The following is an 8,286-nucleotide window of genomic DNA, read 5'->3' on the forward strand; positions in this document are numbered from 1 at the left end:
CCGTACGGGGCCTTCAGGCCTCGACCAGCCCCAGCCGGAACAGGCTCTCGGCGGTCTCGAGGACGGTCGTCCGCACCGGGCGCGGCTCCCAGCCCAGCACCGCGCGCGCCTTGTCGGTGCGGAGCACGGGCACCCTGCCCAGCTGACTCGCCGCCTCCCGCAGCGCCGGGTCGGTGCGCGCGCCCTCCCGCACCTCCTCCGGGGTCAGTTCCCTGGCCGGCACCTTCGCGGCGCGCTCGCCCAGCCCCTCGGACAGGACGCGCGCCATCCCGTGCAGACTCGTCGCCGTGCCGCTGCCGATGAGGAAGCGCTCGCCCGCGGCGCCCGGTTCCGTCATCGCCCGCAGCTGCGCGCCCGCCACGTCACGGACGTCGGCCACGTCGAAGTACAGCGGCGGAACCACCGGCAGGGCCCCTTCCAGCATCGCCTTGACGAGGAGCACCGAGGCGGACAGGTGCCGGTCCAGCACGGGGCCGAAGATCCCGGGCGGATTGATCACGGCCAGTTCGAGTTCCCCTCCCTCGGCGGCCATGAAGTCCCATGCCGCGCGCTCGGCGACCGCCTTGGACTTGATGTAGGGGGTCAGGTCGTCCGCGGGGTCCGTCCAGTCGCTCTCGTCGTACGCGCCGCCGCCCGTGCGGCTGTAGCCGACGGCGGCGAAGGACGAGGTCAGCACCACGCGCCGGACGCCGTGGTCACGGGCCGCCCGCAGCACGCGCAGCGCGCCGTCCCGGGCCGGGACGACGACCTCGTCCTCGGTGCGGGGCTGCCGGGCGGGGAAGGGCGACGCCACGTGCAGGACGTACTTGCTGCCCTTCACCGCCTCCGCCCAGCCCTCGTCCGAGGCCAGGTCGGCCTGGACGACGTCCAGCCGTTCGCCGGGGCCGGCGCCCGCACGGGCCGCCGTCGCACGGACGCCGTCCGCGCGGTCGAGCGACCGGACGGTGGTGCGCACCCGGTGGCCGGCCCGCAGCAGCGCGTCGACGACGTGCGAGCCGAGGTAGCCGCTGCCACCGGTCACGAGGACGGGTCCGGAGCCGGGGGTCGGATCGTGGTCGTGCATGGTCTTCTTCTCCCTATCCCATCAGTTCGGGCACCGTGCGCGTGAGTTCCTCCACGGCACGCCGCTCCGCTTCTTCGTCGCCCCGCTCCCGCGCGTCCCACAGGTCGGTCTTGAGCCGCAGGTAGCGCAGGCGGACCCGCGTCCTGCGGAGCTCCTCCGCCACCCGGTCGGCGTTGCGCCGGAACAGCCCGCGCAACTGCGCGGCCCGGTCGTCGTCCGCCGCCGCGTCGAGGTGCCGCAGGTAGGCGCGCATGTCGTGCACGCTCGTCCCGGTCGCCTTCAGGCAGCTCAGGGCCTCGATCCTCTCCACCGCGGCAGCGCCGTAGCGGCGGTGCCCGCTGCTCGCGTCGCGGGGGACCGGGCCGATGAGGCCGATCTTCTCGTAGTAGCGCAGTGTCGGCTCGGAGAGGCCGCTGCGTCGCGACACCTCCTGGATCGACACCGGCGGGGCGTCTGTCATTGCCACGTCCTCAGTCTTCGGAACCTCAAGCGCTTGAGGTCAAGCGTGGGGTGCGCACGTGGCCGAGGTCACTTCGCTCCGGCACCGGCGCGTCGTCCGCCGCGGTGCTCCGGATGCCTCCGGGGGACCCCACTCCCGAGAAGGACTTAGTGTAGCCTTACCTAAACTCCAGACATGGGGTGCTGGTCGCGTCGGCTGGGTACCGGAGGGTTCGCGGGGTGGGAACGAAGGCGCCGTCAGGGCGGGATGTACTGCTGCGGACGGTCAGGGGCCGGCGGAGGGACGTCGCCGTGGGCGCCGTGCTCGGCGCCGGCCATCAGTTCGGGGAGGCTCTCGTCCCCGTCATCATCGGCATCGTCATCGACCGGGCCGTCTCCGACGGCGACGGACGGGCGCTGTTCGGCTGGCTCGCGGTGCTGGCCGTGGTGTACGTGGGGCTCTCCCTCAGCTTCCGCTTCGGCGCCCGCGCCGGCGAACGCGCCGCCGAACAGGCCGCGCACGACCTGCGGATCACCCTCGTACGACGGGTCCTCGACCCCGGCGGCGGCGCCGAACGCGGCCACCTGCCGGGCGAGTTGGCGAACATCGCCACCGAGGACGCCAAACGGGTCGGCGCCGTCAACATGGCGGTCATGACGGGGATCTCCGCCCTGACCGGACTCCTGGTCAGCGCAGTGGCCCTGCTGCGCATCTCCGTACCGCTCGGCCTGGTCGTCCTCCTCGGCACACCGGTGCTGCTCTGGCTCGGGCACCTGCTGAGCAAGCCCCTGGAGCGGCGCAGCGAGGCCGAGCAGGAGGGGGCCGCGTACGCCTCCGGGATCGCCGCCGACCTGGTGGCCGGACTGCGGGTGCTCAAGGGCATCGGCGCGCAGGCCGCCGCCGTCGAACGGTACCGGCGCACCAGCCGCGCCTCGCTCGCCGCGACGGTGCGGGCGGCGCGCGCCGAGGCCTGGCAGAGCGGGGTGGTGCTCACCCTCACCGGCGTCTTCATCGCCCTGGTCGCGCTGATCGGCGGACGGCTCGCCGCGGCCGGCGACATCACGCTGGGTCAGCTCGTGTCGGCGGTCGGCCTGGCCCTGTTCCTCCTGGGCCCGCTGGAGGTCTTCGCCTGGGTCAACGCCGAGTTCGCCCAGGGGCGGGCCTCAGCGGGGCGCATCGCGGCCGTGCTCGCCGCGGAACCCGACGTGCTGCCCGGTGAACGCGCCCTGCCGGAACCGGTGCTGGGCGGCCTGCGGCTGCGCGGCGTCACCCTCGGCGCGCTGCGCGAGGCCGACCTCGACGTACGGCCCGGCGAACTGCTCGGCGTGGCCAGCACCGACCCGGCCGCCGCGCAGGCACTGCTCGCCTGCCTCGGCCGCACCGCGGACCCGGAGGCCGGCGTCGTCGAACTGGACGGCGTACCCCTGCCGGAGCTCGACCCCGCGCGGCTGCGCACCGCTGTCCTCGTCGCGGCGCACGACGCCGACCTGTTCGAGGGCACCCTCGCCGACAACCTGGGCGGCGCCGGTGACACCGACCGCGCCCTGGCCGCCGCCTGCGCCGACGAGGTCGCCCGGGCCCTGCCGCAGGGCACCGCCACCGAGGTCACCGAGGGCGGCCGCTCGCTCTCCGGCGGCCAGCGCCAGCGCGTCGCGCTCGCCCGCGCCCTCGTCGCCGACCGCCCGGTGCTCGTCGTCCACGACCCCACCACGGCGGTCGACGCGGTCACCGAGGCCCGCATCGCCGGCGGCCTGCGTGAGCACCGCCTCGGCCGCACGACGCTGCTGGTCACCAACAGCCCGGCCCTGCTGTCCGTCGCCGACCGCGTCGTCCTCCTCGACGGCGGCCGGGTGGCCGCCGACGGCGCGCACGGCGACCTCGTGCACGGCGACCCGACCTACCGGACGGCGGTACTGGCATGACGACGGCATCGGGATCCCCGGCGCGCGAACTGCTGCCCACGGCGACGCCCGCGCGGACCCGCGCCGCGGTGCGCGAACTGCTGCGCCCGCACCGGGCACTGGCCGCGGGCGGGGCCGTGGTGATGGTGGCGGCGACCACGGTGGGGCTGCTGACGCAGCCGCTGCTGGGGCACATCGTCGACCTGGTCACCGAGCGGCGCCCGGCGGGGGCGCTCACGCTGCCCGTGGTGCTGCTGGTGCTGGTCGCGGTGGCGCAGGGCGTGGCCACGGCCTTCGGCATGTCGCTGGTGTCGCGGCTGGGCGAGACCGTGCTCGCCGAACTGCGCGAGCGCTTCGTCGAGCGGGCGCTGTCCCTGCCGCTGGAGCGGCTGGAGCGGGCCGGGTCCGGCGACCTCAACTCCCGGGTGACGCGCGACGTGTCACGGGTGGCGGAGGCGGTGCGCACCGCGCTGCCGGAACTGGTGCGGTCGGGGCTGTCCATCGTGCTGACGCTGGCCGCCCTCGCGGTGCTGGACTGGCGGTTCCTGCTGGCGGCGCTGCTCGCGCTGCCGCTGCAGGCGCACACCGCGCGCTGGTACGTCCGCAACGCCACCCCGCTGTACGCGAAGGAGCGCATCGCCACCGGCGCCCAGCAGCAGCAGCTGCTCGACACGATCGGCGGCGCGGCGACGGTGCGGGCCTACCGGGCCGAGGCCGGGCACACCGAACGGGTCACCGAACGCTCGCGTGCGGCCGTCGACCTGACGCTGCGCGGGGTGCAGCTGGTGCTGCGCTTCTACAGCCGGCTCCACGTGGCCGAGTACACCGGGCTGGCCGCCGTGCTGGTGACCGGCTTCCTGCTGGTGCGCGGCGGTTCCGCGTCGATCGGCACGGCGACGGCGGCGGCCCTGTACTTCCACAGTCTGTTCGGCCCGGTGAACACCGCGCTGGTGCTGCTGGACGACGCCCAGTCCGCGACGGCCGCCCTGGCCCGGCTGGTCGGGGTCGTCGACGAGCCGGCGCCCGCCGCCGCGGACGACGCACGGCCGCAGGACGTCCCCGGAGTTCCGGCCGTCACCGTGGAGGGCGTCGGCCACGCCTACGTGCCGGGGCGGCCGGTGCTCAGCGACGTGGACCTGGTGCTCCGGCCCAAGGAGAAGGTCGCCCTCGTCGGTGCCAGCGGCGCCGGCAAGACCACGCTCGCCAAGATCGTCGTCGGCATCCACCGGCCGTCGTCGGGCCGGGTCGAGGTCGGCGGCGGCCGGCCCGCCGAGACCGGGCGCACGGTCGCGCTGGTCACCCAGGAGGTGCACGTCTTCTCCGGCCCGCTCGCCGACGACCTGCGCCTGGCCCGCCCGGACGCCACCGACGAGGAACTGCGCGAGGCCCTGGAACGGGTGGGCGCGCTCGGCTGGGCGCAGGCGCTGCCCGAGGGCCTGGACACCGTCGTCGGCGACGGCGGTCACCGGCTGACCGCGGACCGCTCGCAGCAACTCGCCCTCGCCCGCCTGGTGCTGGCCGACCCGCCGGTCGCCGTCCTCGACGAGGCGACCGCGGAGGCCGGCAGTTCCGGCGCCGGGCGCCTGGAGGAGGCCGCCGAACGCGCGCTGGAGGGCCGTACCGCGCTGGTCGTCGCGCACCGGCTCAGCCAGGCCGCCGCCGCCGACCGGGTGGTGGTGATGGAGGAGGGCCGCATCGCCGAGAGCGGCACCCACGACGAACTGCGCGCCGCAGGGGGGCCGTACGCCGCCCTGTGGCAGGCGTGGGCGGAGCACCGCAGCACCCCCAGGCCGTAACCGGCCGCCGCCCCCTACGAACCCGTCCACAACCGAAACGAACAGAAGGATCACGCGATGCCCCGCGCCAACAGAGCCACCCGGATCACCGGACTGCTCGCCTCCGTACTGATGCTTGTCGGCGCGGTAGCCGCCTGCGGCTCCTCCGACTCCCCCTCCGACGAGGCCAAGCCGGGCTCCGGCTCTACCAAGGCGCCGGCGAGCAGCGCCTTCCCCGTCACGATCGCCAACAAGTACGGCAGCACCACGATCGAGTCCGAGCCCAAGCGCGTGGTCACCGTGGGCCTCACCGACCAGGACGCCGTCCTCGCGCTCGGCACCGTCCCGGTCGGCACGACGGAGTGGATCGGCGGCTACAAGGGCGCCGTCGGCCCCTGGGCCCAGGACAAGCTGGGCTCCGCCGCCGCGCCGACCGTCCTGAAGGACACCGGCACCGGGCCGCAGGTTGAGAAGATAGCCGCGCTCAAGCCCGATCTGATCCTCGCCCTGTACTCGGGCCTGACCAAGGCGCAGTACGACACGCTGTCGAAGTTCGCCCCGGTCGTGGCGCAGCCCGAGGAGTTCAACGACTACGGCATCCCGTGGCAGCAGCAGACGGAGACGATCGGCAAGGCGCTCGGCAGGTCCGAGGAGGCCGCCAAACTCGTCGAGGGCGTCGAGGCGAAGTTCGCCGAGGCCAAGAAGGCGCACCCCGACTTCGCCGCCTCCACCGCGGTGATGGCCACCCCGTACGAGGGCACCTTCGTCTACGGCAGCCAGGACGCGCGTTCGCGGCTGCTGTCCGACCTCGGGCTGAAGCTCCCGGCGGACCTGGACAAGGTGATCGGCGACCAGTTCGGCGCCAACATCAGCAAGGAGCGCACCGACCTGCTCGACCAGGGCGTCGCCGTGTGGATCGTGCCGGACACCACCGGGGCCGTCGCCAAGCTGCACAAGGACAAGCTGTACGCCGACCTGAAGGTCGTGAAGGAGGGCCGCGAGGTCTTCGTCAAGGAGAGCGGCGACTACGGCAACGCGGTCTCCCTGTCGACCGTGCTGAGCATCCCCTACGTCCTGGACCGCCTCGTCCCGCAGCTGGCCGCCGCGGTGGACGGCGACCCGGCGACGAAGGTGGAGCAGCCCGCGTCCTGATTGCCCGCCTGCCCGGTGGTGTGTGCGGGTGCGCACACCACCGGGCGGCTTCGTGTCGGCCCGGTGCCGGTCACCAGGTGTCCGGCCACGGGTACCCGAGTTCCCGAGCGCGCTCCCGGGTACCGCCGCACACCCGTGCGTAGGTCTTCGGGTCCTCCCCGGCGAGGCGCAGCAACGCGGCCGCGGCCTGTGCCTCGGGCGGTGTGCCGTCGTCGGCGATGTCCCACCGGAACTGGAGCGGGCTGTCGGGCCGGTCGGGGTTCCCCGAGGCGAGTCCGGGCACGTACCAGAAGGTCACCACGGTGGTGTCCGCCCGGTCGTCGAAGCTGCTGCTGATCCAGCCCCGGCTCGCATCCCACCTGCCCAGCAGATCGGGATCCGCCACGAGACCCGCTTTGATGAGGCGGGCCACCGTGCGAACCCGCCAGGACCACCCGCGGTCGGTCTCCGCGCGGGCGACCTCCGCGTCGTAGGCCGCGGCGTCGAAGCGGTACGGCGCCTGCTGGGGCGCGGGCTCCTCGGAACCGGGCAGCGCCCGGCGCCAGTTCGACCACACCACCTGGTCCCCGTCGCGCCGGATCGTGACGTGGAGCGCCCCGCAGCAGCCCTCCGTACAGCCCGCCTCCGCGAGTTGCACCTCGCGAGGCTCAGGACCGGCGCGCAGTCGCCCCTCCTCCAGGAGGAGTTCGGGGCTGTTTGCGGGACCGCGGGAGAAGAGCGCCGGGACGACGGGGCGGCCGTCGACGAGGATGCGGGTCTCGACCCGGTCCCGGTCCACCGGGTCACCCGCCACCACCTCGATGCGCAGCCGGCCGGCCGTGGCCGGGAGGGTGAACAGCCCCCGCCCGGTGCGCCGGATCCAGCCCGCCCGCCGCCGCTGCTCCGCGGTGCCTTCGGGGATCTCCGTCTGCGAGGTCCATCGTGGTTCGGCCAGCAGCCGCCCGAGTGTGTCGAGCAGCGCCGCACGCCGGTCCTCTGGCCAGTCCAGGAGCGCCGCGGAGCCACTGCTCATGTCGAGGGCGAGCGAGAGCAGGGTGGCGTGGTGGTCGAGGGTCGGCGGCAGGAGGCCGGCGCGTGTGACGACCCTCTCGTACAGGGCGAGTGCCTCCCGGTAGGCGAGGAGGTGGCTCGGGTCGTCGTACGAGCACCCCATCCGCACGAGCAGGCTGACCGCCCGGGCGAGAAGTGCCGTGTCGCGGGGATGCCGATCGAGCAGCTCGGGCAGCCGGGCCGCCTCCGCGATCCGGCGAGCGTCCCCGGCGCCGGCTCGGTGGAGCGGGTCGGGAAGGGCGGTCACCTCCGCGAGGACCGCGTGCTCGTCTCCCGTCCGGAGGGCGCGGACGAGCGGCCGCAGCTCGTCGGCCGCGAAGGTGGCGAGGTGGACGACGGCCGCGGACCTGCGGTCCAGTCGGTCGAGGGCGTTCACGGCCAAGCCGGTGAGCTGCCGGAACACCCCGAGTGCGGCGAGGTGCGGAACGTCCTCGGGCTCGCCGAGGCGGATGAGGAGGGCAATGCCCGCCATGACGGCGGGCGCGGTGGTACCGGTCCTGGTCAGCTGCCGGGCCAGTGCCCGGGCCGCATCCCGCTGCTCCTCCGGCAGCGGCAACTCCTCGACGGCGGAGCCGATCAGGTGCCTGTGGCGGTCCCCGATGCCGAGCCGGGCGAAGCGGTGGTGGAGGGTGAGTGAGTCGTCCGGCAGTGGGTCGAGGGCCGCGCGGACGGCGGCCCTGACCTCGTCCCGGGTCAGGTGCGGACCGGCTGACGCGGCCTTCCCCGGGAGGGAGTGCCCACGCCGGGGCGGCAGCCCGTCCGGGGATTCGCGCAGCAGGTGCAGGGCGCGGTCGTACAGGGCGGGCGGAAGGGTGAGCGCGTCGCGCTCTTCCCGGGCGCTCACCGGGCGGGGTGGGACTCGATTCGGTAGGTCATGTGCGCAGCCTGCCAGGCCTGCTCACACTT

Annotated in this window: 6 protein-coding genes; 3 read left to right on the forward strand and 3 right to left on the reverse strand. The window is 74.5% G+C overall.

All coding sequences use genetic code 11. The annotated features are described in order from the left end of the window. Positions 1-13 precede the first annotated feature (13 nt). Together CHF15_RS11425 and CHF15_RS11430 are read right to left on the reverse strand one after the other, a co-directional pair. The gene (locus CHF15_RS11425; RefSeq protein ID WP_089223613.1) at positions 14-1,063 is read right to left on the reverse strand and encodes an NAD-dependent epimerase/dehydratase family protein; all 1,050 of its coding nucleotides are present in this window, start codon (positions 1,061-1,063) and stop codon (positions 14-16) included. Between the two features lie 13 nt (positions 1,064-1,076). Further along, on the reverse strand, positions 1,077-1,523 hold the full coding sequence (locus CHF15_RS11430; protein WP_089223614.1) for a MerR family transcriptional regulator: 447 nt from the start codon (positions 1,521-1,523) through the stop codon (positions 1,077-1,079). A 290-nt stretch (positions 1,524-1,813) separates the two neighbouring features. Here CHF15_RS11430 and CHF15_RS11435 point away from each other — a divergent pair, with 290 nt between their 5' ends. The 3 genes from CHF15_RS11435 to CHF15_RS11445 are packed head-to-tail and all read left to right on the forward strand — an operon-like array spanning position 1,814 to position 6,330. Next, positions 1,814-3,424 (forward strand): ABC transporter ATP-binding protein, encoded by a 1,611-nt coding sequence (locus CHF15_RS11435; RefSeq protein WP_410169631.1) that lies wholly within the window; start codon positions 1,814-1,816, stop codon positions 3,422-3,424. Continuing rightward, on the forward strand, positions 3,421-5,199 hold the full coding sequence (locus tag CHF15_RS11440; protein ID WP_089223616.1) for an ABC transporter ATP-binding protein: 1,779 nt from the start codon (positions 3,421-3,423) through the stop codon (positions 5,197-5,199). The genes CHF15_RS11435 and CHF15_RS11440 overlap by 4 nt, the downstream gene beginning before the upstream one ends. 57 nt (positions 5,200-5,256) lie before the next feature. After that, a complete protein-coding gene (locus CHF15_RS11445) occupies positions 5,257-6,330 on the forward strand; it encodes an iron-siderophore ABC transporter substrate-binding protein (RefSeq protein WP_089223617.1) in 1,074 nt (357 codons plus the stop codon). A gap of 70 nt (positions 6,331-6,400) precedes the next feature. Here CHF15_RS11445 and CHF15_RS11450 read toward each other — a convergent pair whose 3' ends face one another. Continuing rightward, positions 6,401-8,224, reverse strand: a complete 1,824-nt coding sequence (locus CHF15_RS11450; protein WP_089223618.1) for a hypothetical protein — start codon at positions 8,222-8,224, stop codon at positions 6,401-6,403. Between the last annotated feature and the right edge of the window lie 62 nt (positions 8,225-8,286).

Source organism: Actinacidiphila glaucinigra (assembly GCF_900188405.1).
In the GTDB taxonomy this organism is placed as follows: Bacteria; Actinomycetota; Actinomycetes; order Streptomycetales; family Streptomycetaceae; genus Actinacidiphila; species Actinacidiphila glaucinigra.